Source organism: Rhizobium sp. 9140, from assembly GCF_900067135.1.
GTDB lineage: Bacteria > Pseudomonadota > Alphaproteobacteria > Rhizobiales > Rhizobiaceae > Ferranicluibacter.
Genome location: NZ_FJUR01000001.1, coordinates 556,316 through 582,994 on the forward strand (window position 1 = coordinate 556,316; position 26,679 = coordinate 582,994).

16 protein-coding genes are annotated in these 26,679 nt (G+C 63.7%); 7 read left to right on the forward strand and 9 right to left on the reverse strand.

Annotated features, from left to right (window positions below; translation table 11 throughout):
- Window positions 1-286 precede the first annotated feature (286 nt).
- Window positions 287-820, reverse strand: a complete 534-nt coding sequence (locus GA0004734_RS02585; RefSeq protein WP_092930936.1) for a DUF4142 domain-containing protein — start codon at window positions 818-820, stop codon at window positions 287-289.
- Window positions 821-1,075: 255 nt separating this feature from the next.
- On the opposite strand from GA0004734_RS02585, the gene GA0004734_RS02590 reads away from it, so the two are divergent.
- On the forward strand, window positions 1,076-4,057 hold the full coding sequence (locus tag GA0004734_RS02590; protein ID WP_092930938.1) for a PAS domain-containing protein: 2,982 nt from the start codon (window positions 1,076-1,078) through the stop codon (window positions 4,055-4,057).
- Between the two features lie 60 nt (window positions 4,058-4,117).
- On the opposite strand, the gene GA0004734_RS02595 is transcribed toward GA0004734_RS02590, so the two are convergent.
- Window positions 4,118-4,330: a hypothetical protein gene (locus GA0004734_RS02595; RefSeq protein ID WP_092930940.1), complete on the reverse strand. Its 213-nt coding sequence runs from the start codon at window positions 4,328-4,330 to the stop codon at window positions 4,118-4,120.
- Between the two features lie 442 nt (window positions 4,331-4,772).
- Here GA0004734_RS02595 and GA0004734_RS02600 point away from each other — a divergent pair, with 442 nt between their 5' ends.
- A complete protein-coding gene (locus GA0004734_RS02600) occupies window positions 4,773-4,982 on the forward strand; it encodes a hypothetical protein (RefSeq protein WP_139056220.1) in 210 nt (69 codons plus the stop codon).
- A gap of 50 nt (window positions 4,983-5,032) precedes the next feature.
- Here the strand turns inward: GA0004734_RS02600 and pbpC are convergent, their stop codons facing one another.
- The 4 genes from pbpC to GA0004734_RS02620 form a co-directional block, all read right to left on the reverse strand.
- Window positions 5,033-7,162 carry a penicillin-binding protein 1C gene (gene pbpC, locus GA0004734_RS02605; protein ID WP_092930944.1) on the reverse strand — a complete coding sequence of 710 codons (2,130 nt, stop codon included), beginning with the start codon at window positions 7,160-7,162 and terminating at the stop codon, window positions 5,033-5,035.
- Window positions 7,162-12,609, reverse strand: coding sequence for an alpha-2-macroglobulin family protein (locus GA0004734_RS02610; protein WP_092930946.1), 5,448 nt, complete (start codon window positions 12,607-12,609; stop codon window positions 7,162-7,164). The genes pbpC and GA0004734_RS02610 overlap by 1 nt, the downstream gene beginning before the upstream one ends.
- Window positions 12,610-12,793: 184 nt before the next feature.
- Window positions 12,794-14,191, reverse strand: a complete 1,398-nt coding sequence (locus GA0004734_RS02615) for an FAD/NAD(P)-binding protein (protein WP_092930948.1) — start codon at window positions 14,189-14,191, stop codon at window positions 12,794-12,796.
- Window positions 14,192-14,450: 259 nt separating this feature from the next.
- Complete coding sequence (locus GA0004734_RS02620) at window positions 14,451-14,846, reverse strand: hypothetical protein (protein WP_092930950.1); 396 nt, start codon at window positions 14,844-14,846, stop codon at window positions 14,451-14,453.
- A 440-nt stretch (window positions 14,847-15,286) separates the two neighbouring features.
- Between GA0004734_RS02620 and GA0004734_RS02625 the strand changes: the two genes are divergently transcribed.
- Entirely contained in the window at window positions 15,287-17,815 is a 2,529-nt protein-coding gene (locus tag GA0004734_RS02625; protein WP_245292468.1) for a DNA translocase FtsK, read from the forward strand.
- A gap of 162 nt (window positions 17,816-17,977) precedes the next feature.
- Window positions 17,978-18,301: a hypothetical protein gene (locus tag GA0004734_RS02630; protein WP_092930954.1), complete on the forward strand. Its 324-nt coding sequence runs from the start codon at window positions 17,978-17,980 to the stop codon at window positions 18,299-18,301.
- Between the two features lie 76 nt (window positions 18,302-18,377).
- Here the strand turns inward: GA0004734_RS02630 and GA0004734_RS02635 are convergent, their stop codons facing one another.
- A complete protein-coding gene (locus tag GA0004734_RS02635) occupies window positions 18,378-18,884 on the reverse strand; it encodes a DUF3597 domain-containing protein (protein WP_092930956.1) in 507 nt (168 codons plus the stop codon).
- A 241-nt stretch (window positions 18,885-19,125) separates the two neighbouring features.
- On the opposite strand from GA0004734_RS02635, the gene leuD reads away from it, so the two are divergent.
- Window positions 19,126-19,731 carry a 3-isopropylmalate dehydratase small subunit gene (gene leuD / locus GA0004734_RS02640; RefSeq protein ID WP_092930958.1) on the forward strand — a complete coding sequence of 202 codons (606 nt, stop codon included), beginning with the start codon at window positions 19,126-19,128 and terminating at the stop codon, window positions 19,729-19,731.
- Complete coding sequence (locus GA0004734_RS02645; protein ID WP_092935809.1) at window positions 19,731-20,132, forward strand: RidA family protein; 402 nt, start codon at window positions 19,731-19,733, stop codon at window positions 20,130-20,132. The genes leuD and GA0004734_RS02645 overlap by 1 nt, the downstream gene beginning before the upstream one ends.
- Before the next feature lie 82 nt (window positions 20,133-20,214).
- Here the strand turns inward: GA0004734_RS02645 and GA0004734_RS02650 are convergent, their stop codons facing one another.
- Complete coding sequence (locus GA0004734_RS02650; protein WP_092930960.1) at window positions 20,215-21,969, reverse strand: glucan ABC transporter ATP-binding protein/ permease; 1,755 nt, start codon at window positions 21,967-21,969, stop codon at window positions 20,215-20,217.
- A 410-nt stretch (window positions 21,970-22,379) separates the two neighbouring features.
- Between GA0004734_RS02650 and pyc the strand changes: the two genes are divergently transcribed.
- Window positions 22,380-25,835, forward strand: coding sequence for a pyruvate carboxylase (gene pyc, locus GA0004734_RS02655; RefSeq protein ID WP_092930962.1), 3,456 nt, complete (start codon window positions 22,380-22,382; stop codon window positions 25,833-25,835).
- Window positions 25,836-25,932: 97 nt separating this feature from the next.
- Here pyc and GA0004734_RS02660 read toward each other — a convergent pair whose 3' ends face one another.
- Window positions 25,933-26,640, reverse strand: a complete 708-nt coding sequence (locus GA0004734_RS02660) for an LrgB family protein (RefSeq protein ID WP_092935811.1) — start codon at window positions 26,638-26,640, stop codon at window positions 25,933-25,935.
- Window positions 26,641-26,679 lie beyond the last annotated feature (39 nt).

Consider the following 26,679-nt stretch of genomic DNA (forward strand, 5'->3'; position numbering starts at 1 on the left):
GGAGTTGGGATCGACCGGCGGATAGATGTCCGCCTTGCGAAGAGGCGCGGTAACGGTCGCTTTCGTGCTCACATGTCTCTCCCAAACCCGCTGATCGCGCGGCTAAGGACCGAGCTTTAGAGAACACTGATGCCGAATATTGGTTCCGTTCGCCAGCTCAATATCCGACAGGAAACGACGCGTTGCGAGAGGCAGAGGTGAAGCCGCCTCGCGCGTCTATTGAATTGACAGCGGGCCGGACGGGAGAACCCGGCCTTGCGCGGCGCCCGCCAGTTCTTGTCGAGGGTCAATCCTTGTCGAGGGTCTGGGCCATTTCGAGATGATGCTGGAGCGCCGGCAGAGTCTTGGCGGCCCATGCCTTCAGTTCTGGCGTCTCGCCTTCCTCGCCGTAACGCTTGAACAGATCGACGGCGTTCTCATGGGCGGTCACCTGCTGGTCGTGATATTCCTCGTTGAAATCGGCGCCCTGCAACGCCTTCAGTTCGTCGAGCATGCCCTGCTGGGCCGATGACATGGCGCTGGCAGGCGGCGGGTTGAGCTTGAGGTTGCCGACCATTTTCTTCAGTTCGCTGTTGGTTTTCTCGTGCTCCGTGATCATCTGCTGGGCGAAGGCCTTGGTGGCCTCGTCGCCGCGCTCGACCGCGAGCTTGCTGGACTCGATCTCGAACATGTCGCTGGCAGCAGCTTCCTGCACGAAATCCTGCGTCTTCGGCGCGATGCCGGCCACGCTGTTGATGCCGGATTTTTCGGCCGCCGACTGGGCGTGAACGCCAGTCGCAAGCAGAAGGGACGCGGTGACGGCAGCGAGAATACGTTTCATGGGTAGATCTCCTTTTGGATGGATGCAGCATCGAACTACGGTTCGCCTATGCGGTTCCGTCGATCCGCCAAAAGGTATCGCGACATCGGCGAGGCTCGCCACGAAGCTCTGCAATCCGCATTTCGGTAGGGAAGCGCTAACAGTCTGATCAATCGCGCCGTTTTTTCCCTCGAAACGATTCCGATTCCGGGAAGAATACAGTAGGAGTGACGTTATTCCCGACCCATCACGCAAAGCCCGCGAGATACGAACATCATGAGCATTGGTTCCAGCAAGGCGACTTGGCCTTTCGGCGGCGGCGAGCTCGGGCAGCGCATCCGGGATTTCGACTGGGCCTCGACATCGCTCGGCCCGATCGACGCCTGGCCCGCCAATCTGCGAATCAAGGTCAATTCCCTGATCAATTCGCCGATCCCGCAGGTGCTGATGTGGGGTCCGGATCATGTGATGATCTACAATGACGGCTATCGCGAGATCGCCGGAGGCTATCACCCCCGGGCGCTCGGGGGAAAGGTGCCGGAGGTCTGGCCGGAAATCTGGGACTGGAACAACCGTATTCTGGAAAACGGCTTCAAAGGCGAGGTGCAGAGCTTTCGCGACCAGCCCATGGTGCTTCATCGGAACGGGCAGCCGGAGGAGATCGTCTTCGATCTGTTCTATACGCCGATCTACGATGACGACGGCGGTGTCGATGGGGTGCTCTGCACCGTACTTGAAAACACTGACCGGGTGCGAGCCGTGCGGGCGCTGGCCGAAAGCCAGGCGGAACTCAGCCGGATCAGCGACGCGCTGCCGATCCTCGTCGGGTTCCTTGATGTCGACCATATCTACCGGTTCGCCAACAAGGGCTATCTCGAGTGGTTCGGCCACCCGGCCAGCGCGGTCATCGGCCGACATATCCGCGAGATCATCGGCGAGGACTATTATCGCAAACGCATTTCCTATCTCGAGCGCGCCTTTGCCGGCGAGCCCGTCATTACGGATACGGTGATCCGCAGGCCGGGCGGCGACCATCGGACCGCCGAGGTGCGCTACATGCCGCGCCTGACGGATGCCGGCACGGTTGACGGTATCTATATCCTGCTGATCGACATCGAGGACCGCAAGCGCGCCGAAAAGGAGCTTCTGGCCAGTAATAACCGGTTTCGCGCCGCAGTCCACGCCGTGCATGGCGTGCTCTGGACCAACAGCGCCGATGGCCGGATGATCGGGCAGCAGCCGGGCTGGGCCGAACTGACCGGACAGCCTTACGAGGTCTATCAGGATTACGGCTGGGCGGACGCGGTGCATCCCGACGACCGTCAGGCGACGGTTGAAGCCTGGAATGCTGCCGTCGCCGACCGGCGGACGTTCATCTGGGAGCATCGCGTGCGCCGTCATGATGGCGCCTGGCGGATGTTTGCCATTCGCGGCGTGCCCATCTTCGACGCGCAGGGCGACATTGCCGAGTGGGTCGGCGTTCACACCGATATCAGCGAGCAACGACAGGCCGAGGACGAACTGCGCCGGCATGCGGTGCATCTGGAGCGCCAGGTTCGCCACCGCCAGCGCGCCGAGGAGCAGCTGCGCCTGCTCAACGAGACGCTGGAGGCACGCGTCGGCGAAGAGATCGCCGTGCGGCGGCAGGCGGAACGGGCGCTGCAACAGGCCCAGAAAATGGAGACGATCGGCAAGCTCACCGGCGGCGTCGCCCATGACTTCAATAACCTGCTGCAGGTCGTCTCGGGCAATCTGCAGCTTCTTGCAAAGGACGTGGCCGGCAACGAGCGGGCGGAGCGGCGGGTCGCCAACGCGCTCGCCGGCGTCAGCCGCGGCGCCAAGCTCGCAAGCCAGCTTCTGGCCTTCGGCCGAAGGCAAGCGCTGGAGCCGAAGGTCATCAATGTCGGGCGCTTCATGTCGGGCATGGACGATCTGCTGCGGCGCTCCATCGGCGAGGCGATCGAGTTGGAAACCATCGTCGCCGGCGGGCTGTGGAACACGTTCGTCGATCCGGTGCAGGTCGAGAACGCGGTGCTGAACCTCGCGATCAACGCGCGTGACGCCATGGAGGGCAACGGCAAGCTGACGATCGAGGTGGGCAACGCCTATCTCGACGACGATTATGTCCGCAATCATGTCGAGGTCGAGGCGGGCCAGTATGTCGTGCTGTCCGTCAGCGATACGGGATCGGGCATCGCCGCGGAGGTGCTGGAGCAGGTGTTCGAGCCGTTCTTCTCCACCAAGGCCGAGGGCAAGGGCAGCGGCCTTGGTCTGTCGATGGTTTACGGCTTCGTCAAGCAATCGGGTGGCCATGTGAAGATCTACAGCGAGGTCGGGCACGGAACGACGGTCAAGCTCTACCTGCCGCGCGCCTCGGCCAGCGAAGACCGCGAGGTGACGATCCAGTCCGGACCCGTCGTCGGCGGGACGGAAATGATCCTCGTGGTGGAGGACGACGACGAGGTGCGCAACACGGTCGTGGAGATGCTGAATGATCTTGGCTACGGCGTGCTGAAGGCGACCAATGCGCAGAATGCGCTCAGCGTGGTGGAAAGCGGCATCGCCATCGACCTCCTGTTTACCGACGTCGTCATGCCCGGACCGCTGAAAAGCGTTGACATGGCGCGCAAGGCCAAAGAGCGCCTGCCGGATATCGCCGTGCTCTTCACCTCGGGCTACACGGAGAACTCCATCGTCCATGGCGGACGGCTGGATGCAGGCGTGGAGCTTCTCTCCAAGCCCTATACCCGCGAGGCGCTGGCGCGGAAAATCCGCCATGTCATTGCCAATCAGAAACAGCGCTCCGCCTTGAACACGCGGGTCGCCGGCACTGTCGCACCCGCCCCGAACACCACGGCCTTGCCTGCGCCGATCTTCACGCGCGCGCCCGAGCCGGCACCGCTGACGGTTCTCGTCGTCGAGGACGATCCGCTGATCCGGGCCAACACCGTGGAACTCGTCGAGAATTTCGGCCATGCCGTCATCGAAGCGGGCAGTGCGCAGGAGGCGAGGGAGAAGCTCGCCGGCGCATCGGTCGATGTGCTCGTGACCGATCTCGGCCTTCCCGACGCCTCGGGCGCAGAACTTGCCGCGAAAGCACGGGCGATCAACCCGGCACTCGTCATCGTCTTTGCAACGGGTAACGACCGGGCACCGGAAGGCTCGCCGCCGGATGCGGTACTGCTCCGCAAACCCTATGACGCGGATGGGCTGGAAGCGGCCATCAAAGCGGCAGCACGGAGAGGGTCTTCGGCCTGATTCTGCGACAGCAATCGCGGATAGGCGCAGTTCGGCGGACGTTTTCCTGCAGCGGCGGTCTCACGCCTCTGCGGCGACCACGCTCCACAGAAGCTCTTCCGTGTTCAGGCCATCGCTGAACAGCGCCACAAGATAGGCAGCCTCGATTTCCGCCCTGGGGCCGGTATTGGGGATCTGCCGATGATCGCAGAGGCGCTGGAAGACGCGAAAGAGCATATCCATTTCCGTCGGCGTGATGACAGTGCCTTCCTGAAAAACATACGAACCCAGCATGACGTGCTCCCGGCTGCCATGCAGCAGCCTCTGTTGGCGAATGAGGCATAAACCTTCGTCCCTGAATACGGCGCGAACCTTGCATCGGTCGACTCGTCAGGGCGCCGCCTCTACGCGCTGTCCTCCATTCGTGAGGTAACGTTTTTCCGGGCTATTTCAATATGTCATGAAGGTTGTAGTATGGAGCGTGAGCAGCTTCGTAAAAACACAGGACTCTTCGCCACCTCTTCAAGGCGCATCCCGTTTAGAGGCTGCGCGCGTTTGGAGAGTTCTTGTGTTCTACACATTCCCTTTTTTTACGGGAGCCATTGTTTTTCCGTAAAACGGACCAAATGAGGTTTTACACTTTTTCTCGAAGTGCCCTATTTTCATCTGAGCAATATCCCGAATACCTGAAATGGCCGCCGCCGACCGGCGACCGTAAAGAGAAGAGACTGAACCGATGCCTTGGCGTAACCAACCCATGCTGCCCGAGCATGTCGATCTCTGTCAGCGCGTCTATGACGCTGCTCGCAAGAAGCGCAAAATCGCGCCGGACAGCGATGCCAGCAACCCTGTCGCAGCTCTTGTCCTCACGCTCTATCGTCACGGAGTCCTTGAGGAAGACGAACTGCTGCGACGCGTCTTGAAGGCGCTTGACGAAAAGAACTGAGAGGACAACAAGCTCGGGTTTTCGACCTTACGGACGGCCTTGGATCGGGTCTATTGCAGGAACACGCGAACGCTGGCGGCCTGGCCCGCGGCATCGATGACGGTCAGAGTAGAATAGCCGGCCCCATCCGGCACCCACTGGTTGACGCGCCGCCGGGTGAGATCCGCCAGCGGCCGGCCATTGGCCAGCCAGCGAAACGGTGCCCGTCCACCCTGAAGTTTCAGCATCAGCGGCAGCGGCACGCCGGCGACATCCTTGCCGAGATCGACGCGCGCGCCTTCCGGCGGATAAACGATCTGCGGTGCGGCTTCTCGGATGTTGGCGCGCAGGAGGCCGCTCGTCGTCATGGAAAAGCGGCGCTGGCTGATCGGCAGGTCTTGTGCCGCGATACGCACGGCGCCGGTCGGCGCGCGCGGCAGCGGCACGCTTGCAATGCCCGATTTGGCAAAAGCCTCGAACAGGATCGGCGCCGCCGTCGCATAGCCGGTGATGCCGGGCACCGCACCGTTGTCGGCGCGGCCGACCCAGACGCCGAGCACCGTCCGGCCGTCATATCCGACCGACCAGGCATCGCGATAGCCGTAGCTCGTGCCCGTCTTGTAGGCGATCCCACGACGGGCGCTGCCGGTGGGCGGCAGGACGCCCGAGAGAATATCGGCAATCTGCCATGTCGCGGCAGGGTCCAGCATGGGTTCGCCGGCGATGGCCTCGGGCACCGGGTCCACACCGTCGCCGAGCCGCATGGGCCGGCCTTCATTGGCAAGCCCGGCATAGAGCTGCACCAGATCGCGCAGCGTCACACCGAGGCCGCCGAGCCCGATGGCGAGGCCCGGCGTCTCCTGCGGTGGCAGGACAGCGCTGATGCCCGCGCGCCGCATGCGCAGCATCAGCCGGGACGGGCCGACCGCATCCAGAAGTCGGATGGCCGGGACGTTGAGCGACAGTTGCAGCGCTTGGCGAATGGTGACGTCGCCTTGGTAGGTCATGTCGAAATTGCGCGGGCGGTAGCCGAAGAAGTCGGCCGGCCGGTCTTCGATCACCGTTTCCTGCGACACCAGCCCCTCTTCGAAGGCCAATCCGTAGATGAACGGCTTCAGGGTCGATCCCGGCGAGCGCGGTACGCGGGTCATGTCGATCCAGCCCTTTCGGCTCGAATCAAGGTAATCCGCCGATCCTACCTCCGCGAGAATTTCTCCGGTCGCGGCGTCCGCCATGACCATGGCGACCGAAATGCGCGGGCCGGCGCGCTCGGCGGCACGCTTCGCCACCGCCTCCAGCGCAGCCTGAACAGGCGCGACGAGCGTGGTATGAAGCTTGGGTGCGGCCGGCGCCTTGCGACGTGCGGTTTCGGCGAGGTGCGGACTGAGCGTCGGCAGCGGACGACGGCTTTCTGGCACACGCGTGACAGCGGCCCGCTCCGCCTCACCTTCCCCAATGACCGCGGCAACGGCAGCGCGCCCCAGCACGCGGGCACGCGCGGCTTCGGCCGCCTTTGGATGCCGGTCGGGACGTCGGCGCTCGGGCAGTTGCGGCAGGGCGACCAGAAGGGCGGCCTCCGCGACCGTCAGCCGCCGCGGCTCCTTGCCGAAATAGGCCAGGCTTGCCGCGCGCACGCCTTCCAGATTGCCGCCATAGGGCGCGTGGGTCAGGTAGAGGTCGAGAATCTGCGCCTTGGTCAGCCGGCGCTCCAGCTGCCAGGCGCGGGCCATCTGCCGGAGCTTCGCGCCGATCGAGCGGCTTTCGCGCGGCTCGATCAGCCGCGCGACCTGCATGGAAAGCGTCGAGGCGCCCGAAACGATGCGGCCATGGGTGACGAACTGGACGGCCGCACGGGCGAGCGCGCGGATATCGATACCGCCATGCTCGGCGAAGCGCCGGTCTTCGTAGGCGATCAGCATGCGCACGAATTGCGGATCGACATCCTGCGCCGTGGTCCTCAGCCGCCATCGGCCATCGGCGGTCGCAAACGCGCGCAGCAACCGGCCATCGCGATCGACCATCTCGGCCGAGGTCGTAAGCGCCGGGCCTGCGAGCGGCGGCGGATAGGCATGGTCCGCCGCATCGACGGCGAACAGAGCGCCGATGCCAAGGCCAAGCAGAATGCCGCCGCCGACAACGCTGCCGGCGAGAGTTCGGGCAAGACCGCGGGACACGGCGGATGGGCGCAACGACGGACGCATCACTCGACCGCCTGAACCTCCATGCGGCCCGTTGCCGTGCGCGCAGAGAATTGCGGGCGGTACATATCCTCGACGGTCGCGGGGGGATGATCGTAGGTGCCGGGTGTGACGGCGCGCACGACATAGGCAACGGTCATCTCGTTCGTATCGCCGGCGGCATGGTCGAAGGCGGCAACGAAGCGGTCGCTGCGGAACTCGCTGTGAGCTGCTTGCATCTCGCCCAGCCACTCGAAATTCGACAGCTTGGCGCTGTCCACCAGCGTCGGATTGTCGATCTCGAAACCGGCCGGCAGAAGATCGGTGATGAGGATGCGGGCCGGGCCGGGATTGAGATCGGTGGCCTTGATCACCACGACATAGCGCTCGTTCTGCCGGGCTTGGCTGACATTCGCCGGTTCACCGTCGAGCGTGTAATAGCTCCGCTCGATGGCATAGCCGTTGCCGCCGGCCGGCAGGGGGAAGGCCGGGGCTGCCACCGTCGTCACCGTCGCCGTCACCGGGTCCTTGCCGGTATTGGCGATGGTGACGGGACGGGCAAGGATCTCGTCGCCGGTCTTGCGGGCGGCAAAGGCGCCGGAGGACGCCACGCCGTCCACCGTCAAAGCGAGGCCCTCGTCTCCGCCCGACACCGCACGGGCGGCGAGCAGCATCCACAATTGCTCCTGCGTGCTGGTGGTCGATGTACGGTCCCAAGCCTCCGCGACTTTCTTGGCAAGGGCCGGAATGATGCTGGGAACCGGCCGGCTCTCGGCCGCAAGCGTCAGCACCGCCGCATCGTCGCGAAGCGCGGACCCGTAATCCGACCGTGCGAGTTCGGAGATCTTCGCCTCCTCGGACATCGTCGCCGCCTGCGAGAACACGCTCTCCGCCCGGTTCGCATCGCCATAAAGCGACAATGCTGCGGCAAGGTGACCCTTGGAAAGCGCCGTCGAAAATTCGCCGAGCTTCGTATCGACGTAATAGCGCAGGTCGCTAATGGCGGCCTTGCGGTTGCGCGCGAGAACGTAGAGCGCATAGGCGATGCCGTTGCCCTGCTCGGTCACGTTCACATCGTAGGAGAGCGAATTTTGCAGGTTGTCGAGCGCCTGCACCATGGCCTGCTCCGGCACGTCGAAATTCTTTTCACGGGCACGGGTCAGGAACTCGGTCACGTAGCTGTCGAGCCAGAGATCGCCGGAACCCGGACCCCACAGGCCGAAGCTGCCCGACGACGACTGATAGGAGAGAACGCGGTGAATGGCGTCCTGAACCCGTGTTCGCACATCCCCATCTTCGGGAAGACCGGATTGGGCAGAGAGCTCGCTCAGGTAGAGGAGCGGCAGAGCGCGGCTCGTCGTCTGCTCGGCGCAGCCATAGGGATAGCGGTCGAGCACCATCAGCAGCGCCGGAATATCGAAGGCGGCAGCCCGGCTGACGCTGAGGCTGACGAACGCGCCGCGCAGCTGGCTTTCCGCAAGCAGGCCCGCGTCCACGACAAGGCTCGCGCCGGACTTCAACGCCACCGGCAGTCGCGTGGTGACCGGAAGCGAGGCGGGCCGCACCGGGATCGACAGCGTCTGGTCGAGCGACAGTCCATCGGCCCCAGCGATCTTGACAGTGAACGTCCCATCGCCCGGATGCACGCCTTTCAGCGGCAGAGTCACGTCGATTTTCGAGCCGGCCGGAATGGCAAAGCTTTGGGCGAGCGAAGCCGTATCGACGGAGAGGGAGGGATCGGCCTCGACCGTGATCGTGATCGTGAGATCGCCGGCCGGTGCATCGGTGTTGGCGATGTCGAGGCGCAGCTCGGCGCTATCGCCCGGCGCCAGGAACTTCGGCAGGCTGGCTGTGACGACGACGGGATCGCGGATGACCACGTCGGCGCTCGCATGCCCCACACCGGAGGTCGTCCAGGCCACGGCCATGATGCGCGCGGTGCCGTTGAACTGCGGAATGTCGAAGCCGATGATGGCCTTGCCCTCGGCATCGAGCTTGACCGGGCCGGAAAAGAAGGCGACGAGCTTCTCGGTCGGGGGGCTGCCCTGCAAGGCCATGGCGCCGCCGTCGCCGCCGGTGCGAAGCCGCCCCGTCGCGCCCAGCGAACCATCGATCAGGCGGCCGTAGAGATCGCGGATCTCGAGGCCGAGGCGGCGTTGGCCATAGTACCAGCCATCGGGATCCAGCGCCTGGTAGCGCGTGAGGTTGAGAATGCCGACATCGACGGCGGCAAGCGTCACGTAGGCTTCCTCGCCAACACCGGCGCCTGTAACGGTGACAGGAATGTTCAGCGTCTGCCGCGGCAGTGTTTTGTCCGGCAGTGTTAGGGATACGTCGAGCTTGCGCTCGGCGGGATCGACAGACAGCCATTTGACGCCGATGGCGCGCATCGGCATGCGGCTTTCCTGCGCATCGCCCGGCCGATAAAGCGTCGCCGTGACATAGGCCCCAGCACCGAATGCCTCCGTGATCGGCAAAGCGATCTTGTCGCCGGTCGCGGGAATGGAGACGGTCTTGGTTGCGATCAAATTTTCGGAACCGACGGTGACAAGCAATTCGCCGGCAAATCGCGGCGAGACATTGAGGGTCGCGGTTTCCCCGACCTTGTAGCTGTCCTTGTCGAGGGCGATTTCCAGCCCGTCGGGCGTCTCGGTGGAGGTTGCCGCAACATAGAAGCCGGCATCGAACTCGACGCTCGAAACGGGATCACCGCCGGGACCCGCGACCTCCAGCCGGTAGCGGCCCCAAGTGACGGGAACGCTGACCGTGCCGCCATCGACGCCGGCATCGACCGTGCCATTCGCTAGAAGCTTGGTCGAGAGGATGGGCTCGTAACGCCATGCCGTGCCTTCGCGATACCACTGGTACTGCCGCTCGACGCTCATGAGCTTCCAGGTCAGGCCCGTCATCGCCTTGCGCGCGCCATCCGGCCCGACGCCGATCACATGAAACGTTCCGGTCGAATTCTCGGTCAAGGCGCCGCTGAAGTTCGGCTTGATGCCAATCCGGTCGGTCTCAGGGCGCACGGGCAGTTCCAGCCTCCGTTCCACCGCCCGTCCGCCGGCTTCCTGAAGCCGCACGGCGATGGTGGCGTTGACGAGCTGAGTCGTGGCCGGGACGTCGGAGAGATCGACATCGAAGGTAGCCTCGCCGTCCGCATCGAGCGGCGCCAGCATGTCGAGCGTCTGGCGGCTGTCCTCCGTGTTCTCCTCATCCGCAAGGCCGAAGACGTAGCCCGGATAATCGGCGCTTTCATGCGTCGGCTTCAAGAGCACGTCGCCTTCGAGTTCTAGGCCGGCAGCCGGCGCGCCATAGAGAAAGCGTCCATCGACGGTCACAGGCACGGGGGTACCGGGCGTGATGGCCTGCGCGGTGCTCTTCAGGTCGAATTCGATGCGGTCCGGTACGAAATCATCCACCTGAAACGGCTTCTCGCTGATCGCCTTCGCCTTGGGATCCGTGAAGACCTGCACCGTCCAGGTGCCACGCATGGCGTTCGGTTGCAGCGCCATGTCGAGCGTATAGCCGCCAAGCTTGCTGTCGGACGATACGATCCGCCGGTCCTCCACGCCATCGGGACGCAGGAAGACGAAGGTGAGCGGCAGGTCGGGAACGGCCGTCGCCGCGGGGTCGCGGGCGAGCGCCGACACATGAACCGTCTCGCCGGCACGATAAATGCCGCGCTCCGTCCAGGTGAGCACATCGACGGCGCCGGGCGCCGGGCGGCCGGTGACGCCGCGGTCGGACAGGTCGAAGCCGGCGCGCGTCATATCGAGGAAGACATAATCGTCGGTGCCGGCGCGGGCCGCGATGACGGCCGGCAGCGTGGCATCCCCGCCGCGCAGGAGACCGGCGGCAAAGACTGCGCGGCCATCGGCGTCGGTGGTGGCGGTGCCCAGTATCTCGTTGTTTTTGGCGATGAGTTCCAGCGCGACACCGGACAAGGGGCGTGCCGACGAGAGCGAGCGGGTGAACACGCTGAGGCCATCTGTACCGGCGAAGGTCGAAAGGCCGATATCGGAGACGACAAACCATTGCGTGGCCCGGCTGTCCCACTCGTTGGAGGCGCCGGTCGCCGAGACGGCCGTCAGCACATAGACGCCGGGCTTGCGCTGCGGCAGCGCCTCATCCACCGGAAAGCTGGTGACGACCTCCTTGTTGAGATCCGTCTGGAGATCGATCGTCCCCTGCCAGACGAGTTCGCCGCTTTCGTCGCGAATGCGGTCGGCGCTGTAGCCGTCGAGCTGGGTGAGGAATTGCGAATTCGCCAGCAGCTGGGCGATGTTGCGGTCGCCGACGCGGTAGAGCTTCAGATTGGCGCTTGTCGTATTGACCGAAACGAGGGGAATGCCGCGGCGCGCCGTCATCGGCAGCACGAAGCTGTCGCCGGTAAAGCGAACCATGGCAGGGCGGTCGGGAATATAGAGATCGAGATCGACAACCGCTTCGAGCGGCTCCTCGACGGAGGAGGGAAGACCGGGGCGCAGAGCGAGCTTGTAGCGCTGGCCGTGCGACAGGCCCTCGACGCAGATCTGGCTATCCTTCGCCTCGACCGCCTGCGGCGCGGCACCATCCAACGTCAGGAACGGCGTGTAATCGACGCCCGGCTGGAGCGGTTCGGAAAACTGGACGCAGGCGCGCGGCGAAACGGCTTCCGCCTCCACCGTATTGCCAATCACGCGGAAGCCGTTCTTGCTGCGCAGATCGGCAAAAGCGGCCCGTATCGTCGGGTTTTCGACCAGCGCAAGGCTCGCCTTGTAGGCCTCCAGCGCCGGGCGGTAGCTTTCGGTGGCGGCCAGCGCCTGTGCCAGCATAGCCAGCGCGTCGGCGCGGTCGGTGGCGGTGCGCGACAGCTCATAGCCATTGATGGCGGCAAGCGCCGACTGGTTGGCAACGGTCGCATTGCCGGTGATGAGGTTGGCCGTGCGGGAGGCCTGCGTCCACAGGCGGCCGTCCTCGGCATCGATGGCGAGCGCCGCCATGAGGCTCTGGAGGGAGGCCTCGTTGGCACCCTCCTGCCGCTCGCGGGCGGCCTGCGCAATCAGCGACGCCCGACCGGCGTCCGCGCGATCCTCCGGCACGGTGAGCGCGCGCTTGGCCTCGCGCGCCTGGGTTACCAATTCCTCCGAGAGGAACGGCAGCGAAAGCGCGGCGCCGATATCGGGTCCGGCACTCGCCGCATCCACGATCCTGCCGGCGACAGCACCCGGGAAGGTGTTCAGCGTGTGGAAATCCGACTTCAGGAAGCACCACTTCACCTTGGGATTATAGGTGAAGGCACGGCAGTTTCGATCCGTGATGCAGACCTTCTCGCAGTCGGCGAGCGACAGGTTCTGCTCCGTGCGCAGGTCGAAGCCGAAATAGTCGTGATCTCTCGTCGTGACGACCGTGCGTCCGCCGGCGGCTGCGGTCGGAATCACCGAACCGAGCAGAATTAAAAGACCCAGGGAGACCCGAAGTGTCGCGCGCATGCCGAATTCCCCCCCGTAAGGTCCGGCCTGCTCGAGGCGGCCGGTTCCGGCGCCACTCTCCGTCCGGACCTCGTCATTGTCAATGCAAAGACGTTTTCGCAAAAGGGGTTGGAGGACTGCGGAACACGCTCGTTCAGCCTGAAAACGCCACGCATTCGCCGAGCCGCGGCGATGACCTTGCTCCTCAGCCGACCTGTCGCTGCGGACGCGCGCGCATGTCGATGATGGCGGCTGCGGCATAGGTCTGGGCAACGATCTCCGGCACCAGATCGATATCCGGCAGGGAACCGAGCCCGAGCGGGCCGATGGCGAAAAGGCCGAGGGAACGACCGCGTGCATCGAGAAGCTCGCCGGCCGGATTGACGGAGAGGCCGAGATGGAGCTCGTCCGGGATGGCAAGCTGGTTGCGAAGCGCAGCGGCAATCACCGGCACATCGAGATCGGCCGACAGGCAGCGGCAGTCGATGATGCGATCTGCCGTGAACAGGCTATCCTGCTGCTCGCCCGCCCAGCGGACGACGAGCCCTTGAGACGACCTGCGCAACGCCGTGCCGCGCCGTAGCTCGGTCAATCCGGCACCAAGCTCGCGCTCCAGCCGGGCATGGACGTCGGCCGGCAGCCGGTTGCGGTGGGCATCGTAGATGGAGCGCAGATGCCGGTTGAATTGCCGCTTCTCGCTGGGCGGCAGGGACGACCAGAGCGAGCTTGCCCGCTTGCGCAGCCCGTTCATGGCAGCCTGCCAACTCCAGCCGTTCTCCTCCGCTTCCGCGCAGGCTTCGCGCACGAAGCGCAGGATGTGGCGCAACTGCGAGGGCATGGGTTGGGTCGGGAATACCGAATCTGCCGCCAGCCGTGTGTGCGGCTGGGGCAGGAAGCCGCGGCGCGAGAGGATGGATATCCGGCCGGCGAACCCGGCATCGCGGAGCTGCAGCACCTGATCCACCGCCCGCAGGCCGCTGCCCATGACGATCACATGCTTCTCGACGCTCTGCGGCGTGGTGATTTCGCGGGTCAGTGCCCGCGCGACATCACCGGCATCCGCCTTCAGGCCATAGCCCGTCGCGAGAATCACATCATCGAACACCGTGGCCCCACCATCGGCAAAGCCGAGGCGAACGCCACCATGATCGAGACGGCGGATATCGTCGGCGATATCATGCGACATCTGCACCGTCACATCGCGCCGCTGGGCGAGCGCCTCGGAAAAGCGCTGATAGACATAATCGCTGAAGATCGACTTCGGCACGAAGATCTGACCGAAACCGGGAATGGCCGCGGAAACGGCGTCGCGAAATTCGCTGCTCGCCTGCAGCCAGCGCGTGAAATCCATCGGTTCCCCGGTCGCGACCGAGAGATCGCGGGCACGGCTGTTGAGAATCTCCGTCGAGCGGGCGCCGGCCAGCGCCTGACCGCCGCTGATGGTGGGCGCGGGATCGAACAGGCGCAGGCGGAAGGGTCGCGTCACCGTCTTTAGAAGCGCGATCGCCATCATGATGCCGGAGAAACCGCGGCCGACCACCGCGATATCGAGCATATCGCCTGATGCACGCCGGTCGGGCGAGGAAAGGCCGTGAACCGTCATATCATTCCTCCCTTCCTGCCGCCTCTAGCAGGTGTCGGATTGTTGAACCGGATGCCCTCGCCCTGGTCGTCCTTGGGGACATTGCCCTGGGCGCATGCGTTCACACATATGCGGTCATGTCGTCAGTCAGGGATTACAACACGGGTTTCGCCCGTCATCAAGGGGTTTTCACGATCCGTTAACGTCTGCCATCGTCGGTTAGGGCGGCGCGTTGATGTTTCCAACACAAGAAAGGGGCCACTTTCGCAGCCCCTCTAGGTTATGAGCGAACGATGCGATGCGCCTGCTGTCGCTCCATCCGGCGGAGAAACGCATTGATATCCGCCCGTCCGCTGCGCACCTGACGCTTGCGGATCATAATGCCCATGATGCGGGCTGCCGTAGAGACTGTCATATCGTCTAGCGGGCTTTCGCTCGACCACGGCTTGGTCAGCTGCAACGTCACCACCTCCCGGACGGACGTCGGCAGAATATCGGTGCATCCGCGCATATGATTGAAGACCAGCGCGATCGGCAGGAGTGCACCTTGATAGTAAATGGTCGGCGCATCGGCGCCGCCGTCCCATTCCTCATAGGCGTCGATCGCCTCGCGGAACAGCTGATGCAGGGTAATCGGAGCATGCCCCTGGTGAAGTTCTGGCAGTAGAGTGTTCATCTGCGTCTCCTCACATTTGCTTCGACGCGGGCGGGTCGCGCCTGCACATTTCCGCCTGACACATTAATGACGTGCTTTGCCGCCGGGTTCCACCCTTTTGAGAAATTTTTTTGCGCATTTTGTACTGACGCCAATCCTTAAGCCAAGGATTACAATAACTTTGCCCAGGCAAACCCATCTTTCGCCCCTGTTATCAGTGCTGCGCGGAAAGGGCTGATTAACCTTTATTTTCTATTGAATAGAGGTGCCCATCGGCCCTCATGTTCCCGAGTTTGCAGGTTCCCATGCGTCTATCCAGAACGAATCTTCCCCACGGTATCGACAATGCGAAGGCGGAGGATGCGCCCCAGCGTATCGAGCCGGTCAAGCGGATCTACGGTACGCCGGAGACGCTCGGCGGCGCTTTCCTGTCGGGCGCTGACACGGAGAATGCCGACGAGATGGCCGCCGGCGAGATCGAAGGACGCGCGCCGATCTGGCAGAGCAACTTCGTCATCGGCCCCAACGTCCGCTTCACCCGCACGCCGGACAGCGCCTATCCCAAGCGCAGCCCGAAATCGCCGCCCATGCTCGAAATGGTGCAGATCAACGAGCATCCCCCAGCGTCGATCGCCGACATGACAGAGGCTACGGCCTCAATGGAACGACCCGAAATGACACAGACCTTCGACATGCCGGAAACCGATTTCGCGACCGCGCGCGGCGCTTTGGCTCTCGCCCTGAAACTGCGCCGCGAATTCCCGCAGAGCGACGCCTGGCCGCAGGTGGCGCAGATCGAGGCGCCGCGGGATGCCCAGCCGACAGAGATTGTCGACGTGGTGTGTGTCGAGCCCGAGGCTGCGATCGAAGACGTTGCCGTCCCGGCAGAGACGCCCGCGCCGGTATCGCTGGCGCCCCGCGCGTTCAGCTTCGCGATAAACGATGCGATCTTCTTCGAGACGCTGCTCTCGAACCCGGATTTCGATCCGTCCCTCTCTCTCATCCCGGCGCCCGCCATCCAGGGAACAGGATCGATAAAGACCGAGCCCAAAACGATGGCAATCCCGGTTGCGGCCGAAACGCCGGCTCCAGCTCCCGTGCCGCCGACAATCGCGTTTCGGACAAGCCCGGAATCCGTGACGGCGCTGTATCGGGTGATCGACGTCGGCCCGGCCAAGTCCGTTGCCCTTTCCGGCATTGACGAGGCCGTACCTGTCGAAGCCGTCGCCGAGGCGGAGCCACAGGCTGCACCGGAACCGGTCGCCGAAGCGCCGGCCACCCCTCAGGTTGCCGAGGAGGCGCCGGCTGCCTTCAAGCCGCGCATCCGCGCCGCCCAGGTTCTTGCCGGCCGGCTGACGCCGTCGCTGCAACTGAGCGCCGCTGCCCGCGCCATCGATCTCTCCGTTCTGCCGGAAATGGAAGGCTACCAGCTGCCCCCGGTCGAACTTTTGCAGGAGCCGGTGTTCCAGCAGACCACGTCCATGAGCCAGGAAGCTCTGGAACAGAGTGCGGGCCTGCTCGAAAGCGTGCTGGAAGATTTCGGCGTGCGCGGCGAGATCATCGATGTGCGCCCGGGTCCGGTCGTCACGCTCTATGAGTTCGAGCCGGCACCCGGCGTCAAATCCTCGCGCGTCATCGGCCTGTCCGACGATATCGCCCGCTCCATGTCGGCCCTGTCGGCCCGCGTCGCGGTCGTTCCCGGCCGCAACGTCATCGGCATCGAACTGCCGAACCCGGTCCGTGAAACCGTCTATTTCCGCGAGATGATCGAGTCGCACAGCTACGAGGAAACGAAGTTCAAGCTGCCGCTCTGCCTGGGCAAGACCATCGGCGGTGAACCGGTGGTGGCGGAACTCGCCAAGATGCCGCATCTGCTCGTCGCGGGAACGACGGGTTCCGGCAAGTCGGTGGCGATCAACACGATGATCCTGTCGCTCCTCTACCGCCTGAAGCCCGAGGAATGCCGCCTGATCATGGTCGATCCGAAGATGCTGGAACTGTCGATCTATGACGGCATCCCGCATCTCCTGACCCCTGTCGTCACCGACCCGAAGAAGGCCGTGATGGCGCTGAAATGGGCGGTGCGGGAAATGGAAGACCGCTATCGCAAGATGTCGCGGCTCGGCGTGCGCAATATCGACGGCTATAACGGCCGTGCCGCGATCGCCCGTGCCAAGGGCGAGACGGTGTTCACGACGGTCCAGACCGGGTTCGACCGCGGTTCCGGCGAGCCGGTGTTCGAGGAGCAGGAACTCGACCTCGCGCCGATGCCCTACATCGTCATCATCGTCGACGAGATGGCCGACCTGATGATGGTCGCCGGCAAGGAGATCGAAGGCGCGATCCAGCGGCTGGCGCAGATGGCACGTGCCGCCGGTATCCACCTGATCATGGCAACGCAGCGCCCCTCGGTCGACGTCATCACCGGCACGATCAAGGCCAACTTCCCCACCCGCATCTCCTTCCAGGTCACCTCGAAGATCGACAGCCGCACTATCCTTGGCGAACAGGGTGCCGAACATCTGCTCGGACAGGGCGATATGCTGCACATGGTCGGCGGCGGACGCATCGCCCGTGTCCACGGACCTTTCGTCTCGGACGAAGAGGTCGAGAAGGTCGTCAACCATCTGAAGGCGCAGGGCCGCCCGGAATATCTGGGCACGGTCACCGAGGACGCCGACGAGGTGGAGGAGGCTCCCGAGGAAGATACGGCCGTGTTCGACAAATCCGGCATGGCCGAGGAAGACGGGCAGGACCTCTACGACAAGGCCGTCAAGGTGGTGCTGCGCGACAAGAAGTGCTCGACCTCCTACATCCAGCGCCGCCTGCAGATCGGCTACAACCGTGCGGCGTCCCTGGTGGAGCGCATGGAACGGGAAGGTCTCGTCGGCGCGGCCAACCACGTCGGCAAGCGGTCGATCATCGCCGGCGGACGGGACACGATGGAGCCCATCGCCATCGAGCCCGTTACCCTTGAGAGCGAAGACTGAGGACCGCCTAGCGTCCGGGGCGAGACATTCGCCTCGGGCTCCGCGATCCAGAGGCTGTCTGGTCTCGCAAATCCTTTTACAACAGGCATCTGGAACCAAACCCGGGTTCGCGAATTGTCCGTTGTTATTAGGTGCGCGACGACGCGCGTGGGAGATATCGTAATGAAGAGATTTCTAGCCTCTGCCGGTATTGCGTTGGCGATCGCAGCCGGCGGCACTGCTGGCTTTGCAGGCATTGCCAATGCTCAAGGCGTGGAACTGCGCGTCGGACCGGACGGAATCCGTCCTGTCATCCGCGAGCCGCGCCGCGAACGCGGTCGTGACCGTTGCGGCGAACGCGAAGCCCGCGCTGCCGCCCGCGACTCAGGTCTTCGCGATCCAGAAGTCGTCCGCGTCACCGACCGCCGTGTCGTCGTTGAAGGCATGACCCGTCGCGGTCCGCAGCGCATCACCTTCGCCAACCGGAATGGCTGCCCGGAAATCTGAACGTCATTAAAGGCGACGACGAAAAAGGACTCCCGCATCGCTGCAGGAGCCCTTTTTCATGTTTTGACGGTTTGGCTCAGTCGAGTAGTTCGGCCGGAACCTTGCCGCCGTTTTCCGACAGCTTCTGGAGCAGCGCCTTGTGCAGGAACATGTTCATCTTGCCGGAGTCGTTCACGTCGCCGGTATAATGAAGCTCCTGCGCCAGTTCCTTGCGTTCCGAAAGACTCGCTTCCATACCAAGCGCCTTCATCAGGTCGACGATGGAGTGACGCCAATCGAGCTTCTGGCCGTTAGCGGCGACAGCCTTGTCGAGCATCGCGGCGACATCGACAGGTCCGGATGCGGACGCGGTCGTGGCCGAGGGTGCCTGAGACGGGGCGGCCGTCGGCGTCCCGGACGTCGTGCTCGGCGCAGTTGTGCCAGCCGTGCCTGTCGGAGCCATCGGCGCTGAGGACGGAGCCGTGGAAGCGATGACCGGGCCGCTGCCGGCGGGGTTGATCGTGGTGCCGGTCGGTGATGCCGGTGCGGTGGCCTTGTCGTGATGACCGAAGATCGCGTCCTTGATCTTGTCGAAAATGCCCATGGGAACGTCCTCCTTTGGTGGGGGCGGCGCATCGCATGCGCGCCTGCCTGCACACTTTAACTATGCCGCAGGTTTTATTCTCCAAGGGCTCGCCCAGGAATGGAATGCAGTCATGCCGCGAAATACACGTCGGCGATCGGAAGGCGCAGCGCCTGCCGGAGATTTTTCTTCAAATTCCCGGCGATTTGCTCTAAAGCGCGAGGCAATTCCGTTCCCCCTGGAAAACGAAAGTCGCAAGGCCATGGACAAGTTCGTCAAGCTCACCGGCGTCGCCGCTCCCCTGCCCGTCGTCAACATCGACACGGACATGATCATTCCGAAGGATTACCTGAAGACGATCAAGCGCACCGGGCTCGGCACGGGCCTGTTCGCCGAAGCGCGCTACAACGAAGACGGCACGCCGAACGAAAGCTTCGTGCTGAACAAGCCCGCCTACCAGAATGCCAAGATCCTGGTCGCCGGCGACAATTTCGGCTGCGGCTCCTCGCGCGAGCATGCGCCATGGGCGCTGCTCGACTTCGGCATCCGTTGCGTCATTTCCACGTCGTTCGCCGATATCTTCTACAACAACTGTTTCAAGAACGGCATCCTGCCGGTCGTCGTCAGCCCCGAGGACCTCGACAAGCTGATGGACGATGCGAGCCGCGGCTCGAACGCCGTCCTGACCGTGGACCTCGAGAATCTCGAGATCACCGGCCCCGATGGCGGCAAGATCAGCTTCGAACTCGACGCCTTCAAGCGTCACTGCATGCTGAACGGCCTCGACGATATCGGCCTGACGCTGGAAAAGGTTTCGGCTATCGACGGCTTCGAGAAGGCGAATGCGGTGGAGCGTCCCTGGGCATGATGCCCGATGCGGACGCATCGGATACCCGCCGCCTGATCTCGTCGGGCTCGCCGTTTGAAAGGACGGCGGGCTATTCGCGTGCGCTGGTTCAAGGCGACTGGTGCTTCGTCTCCGGCACGACCGGTTATGATTATGCGACGATGACCATGCCCGACACGGTGGAAGAACAGGCCCGTAATTGCCTGAAGACCATCGAAGGCGTCGTCCGCGACGCCGGCTTTTCCCTGTCCGATGTCGTCCGCTGCCACTACTACATCACCGACGCCACCTTCGCCGACCGGGTCTTCCCCATCCTCGGCGAAGCCTTCGGCGAGATCCGCCCGGCTGCGACCATGATCGTCTGCGGCCTGATCCGCCCAGAGATGCTGATCGAGATCGAGGTCACGGCCCTCAGCCGCTGACCGCAAAAGCAACGCTTCGAACGTAAAACGCCCCGCTTTCGACGGGGCGTTTTCGTATTCGGTGTCGTGATCCTTTCCCGGATCAGGCTGCCGTTGCGCGGCGGACGTCGTCGTCCGTCAGGATGCCCGAGGCCCGGAGCAGGGCGGCGAAGCGGCCGTTGGACTGGCTGAGCTCGTTAAAGCCGCCCATCTCAACGATCCGGCCACCGTCCATGAAGACCACCAGATCGGCTTCGCGAACCGTCGAGAGACGGTGTGCGATGATGAAGGTCGTGCGGTCCTTACGCAGGTTGTCGATGGCGTCCTTCACCCGGTTTTCGGTTTCCACGTCGAGCGCTGAGGTGGCTTCGTCCAGCACCAGGATCGGTGCGTTTTTCAGAATGGCCCGAGCGATGGCGATCCGCTGGCGTTCGCCGCCGGAGAGGCGGTTGCCCCGTTCGCCGACTCGTGTGTCGTAACCCGTGTCGCGGCTTTCGATGAAGTCCGAAGCAGCCGCAGCTTCAGCAGCCTTCACGACCTCTTCCAGCGTGGCATCCTCGCGGCCCAGACGGATATTGTCCGAAATGGAGCGGTTGAGAAGGCCGGCGTCCTGGAAGACGGTTGCGATCGAGGCACGCAGCGACTTGCGGGTCACCTTGGCAACATCGACGCCGTCGATCAGGACCTTGCCGGAGGCCGGTTCGTTCACACGCTGCAACATGTTGATCAGCGTGGTCTTGCCAGAGCCGGTGGGGCCGACGATGGCAATGGTCTGGCCGGCCTTCACCTTGATGTTGATGTCGTGCAGGCCATCCGACGTGCCGGGGAAGTGATAGGTCAGGTCACGGAACTCGACGTCGCCACGAACATGGTTCAGTTCACCGGCGTCGGCAGGTTCTTCACGATCACGAACCGAGTCTTCGAGGTTGAAGAAGTCTTCCAGCTTGGCGCGGGCTTCGAAGATCTGGTTGACGAAATTCTTCATCTGGTCGAGACGGCCGATCAGAAGGTTGGCAAAGCCGATGAAGGCAACCACTTCGCCGACACCCAGTTCGCCGCGCTGCACCAGGATCGTGCCGATGATGAGGATCGTCATCATGGAGATCGTGGATGCCATGCGGTTGAGACCGCTGGCCAGCGCCCACCAGTCGAGGACCGGCAGCTGAACCGACATGAGCTTCTGCGTGAAAGCCTTCAGTTCGCGCGTTTCGGCTTCGATACGGTTGTAACTGTGAACGACCGAGACGTTGCTGATGGCATCCGACACATGGCCGAACACGGTGTGATAGTGACCTTCGACGGCAGCCTGGCCGTCCTTGGTCTTCGCCATGACCAGCTTGCCGATGATGACGTAGAGCGTGCCGAGAACGACGAGGACGATCGACAGGCGCCAGTCCATCGCAAAGGCGGTGGGAACCAGCAGCGTCAGCGCGACGGCCGTCGAAAGATGCTCGCGCATGAACTCCAGCCAGAGGCCGAACAGCGTTTCGCAAGCCCGCAGCAGCGTGTGCAGCGCGTTGGACGTGCCGCGCTGGCTGTGCCAGGAGAGCGGCATGGAGATGATACGGCCGAAGGCTTCCGTGATCAGCGTCGCGCGGCGCTGATGCGCCAGGCGGTCGGCTTCACGGGCGACAAGCACGAAAGCGATGGTATTGAAGATGCCGAGCGTCGCCCACATGATCAGGGTCGACGTGACTTCCGTCTTGGAGGAGATCGCGTCGATGATGCGGCCGAACAGGATCGGCTCGGCAATCGTTATGGCCGCCAGAACAATGTTGGCGATGACGATCGCGGAAACGCGAAGCTTGTGAGCGGCGAGATACTGGAGTGCTCTCGCATAGACCTGGAACAATGACACTATCTTATCCCTCGTGGGAAAACTCGTTGTCGCGCCAGACCGGCCAACCGGCCCGGCTTGAAAACGAACCGGGCAGAAGACGTGCCTCTCCCTGTTCGATGAGGCCACTATCGCAATCGCAACATGAATGGTCGCTGAACGAGGTATTCATGTTGCAATGCAGCACCGCTAAGCGTCGAACGTCGCCTTCGCAACGTTCTCTTGAAAAGACGCGGAAAGAGCGTGCCGGCTTTATGTAAGCCGGACCGGACGGGCTGAATAGAAGGGCTTTATCCCATGGGGGAACGGTGAAAGATCGGCATCATGATTCTGACATTCTTGTGAAATCCGAAATTGAACTTCCTAAAATGACCGGATAGAACTCATGTCGCGGTGCAGCAGAACCGCACGTCAAGGTGTAGGAGGCCAGCTTGTCCATCAAAAAAATTCTCGTTGCCAATCGATCTGAAATCGCGATTCGCGTCTTTCGAGCCGCCGACGAGCTGGGCCTGAAAACCGTTGCGATCTGGGCCGAGGAGGACAAGCTCGCCTTGCACCGCTTCAAGGCCGACGAGAGCTACCAGATCGGGCGGGGGCCTCATCTGGAGCGCGACCTCGGGCCGATCGAAAGCTATCTCTCGATCGACGAGATCCTGCGCGTGGCCAAGCTTTCGGGCGCGGATGCGATCCATCCGGGCTACGGTCTTCTGTCGGAAAGCCCGGAATTCGTGGACGCCTGCAAGGAAGCCGGCATCATCTTCATCGGACCGACCGGCGACACGATGCGCCGTCTCGGCAACAAGGTCGCCGCGCGCAACCTCGCCATCGAGATCGGCGTTCCCGTGGTGCCCGCAACCGAGCCGCTGCCGGACGACATGGCGCAAGTGGCGCGCATGGCCGAGGAAATCGGCTATCCCATCATGCTCAAGGCCTCCTGGGGCGGCGGCGGGCGCGGCATGCGCGCCATTCGCGACCCGAAGGATCTCGCCCGCGAGGTGACGGAAGCCAAGCGCGAGGCGATGGCCGCCTTCGGCAAGGACGAGGTCTATCTCGAAAAGCTGGTGGAACGCGCCCGCCACGTCGAAAGCCAGGTTCTGGGCGATACCCACGGCAATGTCGTGCACCTCTTCGAGCGCGACTGTTCGGTTCAGCGCCGCAACCAGAAGGTTGTGGAGCGCGCACCGGCCCCATACCTGAATGAGGCACAGCGCCAGGAGCTTGCGGCCTATTCAGTCAAGATCGCCCAAGCGACCCATTACGTCGGCGCCGGCACGGTCGAGTACCTGATGGATATGGACACCGGCAAGTTCTACTTCATTGAGGTGAACCCGCGTATCCAGGTCGAGCACACGGTCACCGAAGTCGTCACCGGCATCGATATCGTCAAGGCACAGATCCACATTCTCGACGGTCATGCCATCGGCACGCCGGAATCGGGCGTACCGCAGCAGGCGGATATCCGCCTCAACGGCAACGCCCTGCAGTGCCGCATCACCACGGAAGACCCCGAGCAGAACTTCATTCCCGACTATGGCCGCATCACCGGCTATCGCTCGGCGGCCGGCTTCGGCATTCGTCTCGATGGCGGCACGGCCTATACCGGCGCCGTCATCACCCGGTTCTACGATCCGCTGCTGGTGAAGGTGACCGTCTGGGCGCCGGGTGCGGCCGAAGCGATTACCCGAATGGAGCGCGCGCTGCGCGAATTCCGTATCCGCGGCGTGGCGACGAACCTGACCTTCCTCGAAGCCATCATCACGCACCCGAAGTTCCGCGACAATTCCTACACGACGCGCTTCATCGACACGACGCCGGAACTCTTCCAGCAGGTGAAGCGTCAGGACCGCGCGACCAAGCTGCTCACCTATCTCGCCGACGTCACGGTCAACGGCCATCCCGAGGCCAAGGGACGGCCGCGCCCGGCCGCCGACATCGCCAAACCCGTCGTGCCCTTCGCCAGAGGTGAGGTGGTTTCCGGCACCAAGCAGAAGCTGGACGAACTCGGCCCGAAGAAATTCGCCGAGTGGGTGCGCGCCGAAAAGCGCGTGCTGATGACCGACACCACCATGCGCGACGGTCACCAGTCCCTGCTCGCGACGCGCATGCGGACCTATGATATTGCCCGGATCGCCGGCACCTATGCCAAGGCTTTGCCGCAGCTGTTTTCGCTGGAATGCTGGGGCGGCGCGACCTTCGACGTCTCCATGCGCTTCTTGACCGAGGACCCATGGGACCGTCTCGCCCGCATTCGCGAGGACGCGCCGAACCTCCTGCTGCAGATGCTGCTGCGCGGCGCGAACGGCGTCGGCTACAAGAACTATCCCGACAATGTCGTGAAGTATTTCGTGCGTCAGGCCGCCCGCGAGGGGATCGACGTCTTCCGCGTCTTCGACTGCCTGAACTGGGTCGAGAACATGCGCGTGTCGATGGATGCCGTGAACGAGGAAAACCGCATCTGTGAGGCCGCAATCTGCTACACCGGCGACATCCTCAATTCCGCCCGGCCGAAATACGACCTGAAATACTACACCGCGCTGGCCGGCGAACTGGAACGTGCCGGCGCGCACATGATCGCGCTGAAGGACATGGCCGGCCTCCTGAAGCCGGCTGCTGCCACGGTGCTGTTCAAGGCTCTGCGCGAGGCAACCGATCTGCCGATCCACTTCCACACGCACGACACGTCGGGCATCGCGGCTGCGACCGTGCTGGCGGCCGTCGATGCGGGCGTCGATGTGGTCGATGCGGCCATGGATTCGCTCTCCGGCAACACCTCCCAGCCATGCCTCGGCTCGATCGTCGAGGCACTGAAGGGCTCGGAGCGCGATCCGGGTCTCGATCCCGAATCCATCCGCCGTATCTCCTTCTACTGGGAAGCGGTTCGTCACCAGTATGCGGCGTTCGAAAGCGACCTCAAGGGGCCGGCGTCCGAAGTCTATCTGCATGAAATGCCGGGTGGTCAGTTCACCAACCTCAAGGAACAGGCGCGCTCGCTCGGTCTGGAGACCAAGTGGCATCGGGTCGCGCAGACCTATGCCGACGTCAACCAGATGTTCGGCGACATCGTGAAGGTCACGCCGTCCTCCAAGGTGGTGGGCGACATGGCGCTGATGATGGTGAGCCAGGATCTCTCCGTCGCCGACGTCGAAAACCCGGCCAAGGACGTATCATTCCCCGAATCGGTCGTCTCCATGCTGAAGGGCGATCTCGGCCAGCCTCCGGGCGGATGGCCGGAAGCGCTCCAGAAAAAGGCGCTGAAGGGCGAGGAAGCCTATACCGCCCGCCCGGGCTCGCTGCTTCCCGAAGCCGATCTCGACGCCGAGCGGCAGGAGGTCGAAACCAAGATCGGCCGTTCGGTTTCGGACGCGGAGTTCGCGTCCTACCTGATGTATCCCAAGGTCTTCACCGATTATGCGCTGGCCGTCGATACCTATGGCCCGGTCTCCGTGCTGCCGACGCACAACTATTTCTATGGGCTGACGACGGGCGAGGAGCTTCAGCCCGAGATCGAGCGCGGCAAGGCACTGGTGATCCAGCATCAGGCCAAGAGCGAGCCGGACGAGCAGGCCATGGTCAAGGTCTTCTTCGAGTTGAACGGCCAGGCTCGCATGATCAAGGTGCCCGACCGCAACCGCGCGGCAACCGCTGCCGTTCGCCGAAAGGCCGAAGCCGGCAACGTCGCCCATCTCGGCGCACCCATGCCGGGCGTTGTCTCGACCGTCGCCATTTCCGCGGGCCAGACCGTCAAGGCAGGCGACGTTCTGCTGTCGATCGAAGCCATGAAGATGGAAACGGCACTGCACGCCGAAAAAGACGGGACGATCGCGGAGGTGCTGGTGAAGACCGGTGACCAGATCGACACCAAGGACCTGCTGGTCGTCTTCGGCTGAACCGGCGATCCCGACGATGTGAGAACACCGGTTGGCAACGGCCGGTGTTTTGCGTTTGAAGAGCCCGCACACCGGTATCCGCCCTGGCGCGTTCTCCCTACAAAAACAGCGGCACGATCAGCGCCGTCACCAGAGCGTTCAGCGCCATAGCGATGCCGGCAAAGAGGCCGGCGACGGGATCGACCTGAAAGGCGCGGGCGGTGCCGATGCCGTGCGACGCAAGACCCGCCGCAAAGCCGCGGGCAGCATAGTCGGTGATCCGCATGCAGTTCATCAGACCGGTGACGATGACCGCGCCGGTAATGCCGGTCAGGATCACGAAAACGGCGGTGAGGCCGGGATCACCGCCAAGACCCTTCGATATCGCCATGGCAACGCCGGCCGTCGAGGACTTCGGCGCCATGGAAACCGTGAGCGCTTCCGGAAAATCGAAGAGAGCGCCGAGCGCAAGAACGCTCAGGACCGCCGTGACACTGCCGGCGGCGAGCGCTGCGAGCATGGGCAGGAGATTGGCGGCAACCAGCTTGATCTGCCGTACAAGCGGCACCGCCAGCGCCACGGTTGCAGGACCCAGCAGGAAATGGATGAACTGCGCCCCCTCGAAATAGGCGGGATAGGCGACGCCACCAAGCGTCAGGCCCATACCGATGACGACGACCGAGATCAGCACCGGATTGACCAGCGGATGGCCGTTCGCCTTTCGGGCAGCAGCATTGGCAAGCAGCCAAACGACGAGCGTCGCCGTCAACCAGAAGAGCGGCGTTGCCGAGAGGTAGACCCAGAGGCTGGGCGGCAAGGCCGGCACGGACTGCGCCTGATCGATGGCGGCCTTTGCCGCGATCTG